This window comes from Pseudoalteromonas sp. APC 3893 (genome assembly GCF_030408095.1).
Taxonomy (GTDB): domain Bacteria; phylum Pseudomonadota; class Gammaproteobacteria; order Enterobacterales; family Alteromonadaceae; genus Pseudoalteromonas.
Genome location: NZ_JASDCD010000079.1, coordinates 1 through 892, shown reverse-complemented (window position 1 = coordinate 892; position 892 = coordinate 1). Strand labels below are relative to the sequence as shown.

Sequence of the window (892 nt, the reverse complement as noted above, 5' to 3'; positions counted from 1 at the left end):
TTCATCAAATTTATTTCTGAATTCTTTCGCTGTGGCAAAATATTTATTATTTCTGACATGCTCATTCATTACTTTCCATAGCCGCTCTATTGGGTTTAAATTGGGACTGTACGGCGGAAGAAAATGGAGTTTAATATTAAGCTCATCAGCTTTGTCTTTTACAACTTTTGCTCGATGGTAACCTGCACCATCTAAAATTAAGTGAATACGTTTATTGCTAGCATTTTCAGCACGTAGCTCGGTAAAGAACGCTTGGATAGTTTCGCTATTCACTTTCTCATAACGTTTAACTTGAGCGCCGGCTAAATTATTCAAATCAATAGCACCAACAAGGTTTAATCGTGTTCTGCTACCGGTGGTTTCTATCGCTTTATCATGCCCTTTTTTTATCCAGCCACAACTTACTTTTGTTACTTGGGTTGGATGCATAGCATCCATAAACAAGATAGGTTCATCAATGGCTTGCGCTTTTAACTCGGTATATTTTTCAATAAAATCGGCTTGTTTTTCCTCATCAAACTTATGAGGAACACCTTTAGGATATTTATAACTAAAGCTATGTTGATGAAGCCATTTATTTAAACCTGAAATAGAAAAGCGAATGTCATAGGTTTTCCAAATATATTCAATTATTTCATAAGAGCAGCGATACGTTTTCAGCTGAGATGAGTAACAACTTCATTTGTTTGTGTTTTACTCAAATAAGGTTGTGAGCCACCATTTTCTGGGGCTAACTTATTTTTGCTTACATAATCATCAATATGCCTAACAATACTCGTTTCATGAAGTTGTAATGCCTGAGCAATCATCGACGTTGACCAACCTTCAGAACGAAGTAAAACAGCTTTAATTCGATCTCGAACACGGCCATCACGACTTGCATCGTGAAGGG

Annotated in this window: 2 protein-coding genes; both read right to left on the bottom strand. The window is 36.5% G+C overall.

Going from position 1 to position 892, the window contains the following annotated elements; translation table 11 throughout:
* Nucleotides 1-591 (bottom strand): IS630 family transposase (locus QMA12_RS22075; RefSeq protein ID WP_290211516.1); only part of this gene is annotated, 591 nt, incomplete at its 3' end.
* 65 nt (nt 592-656) lie between these two features.
* On the bottom strand, nt 657-892 hold a 236-nt coding region (locus QMA12_RS22070; RefSeq protein ID WP_290211515.1), incomplete at its 5' end, for a helix-turn-helix domain-containing protein.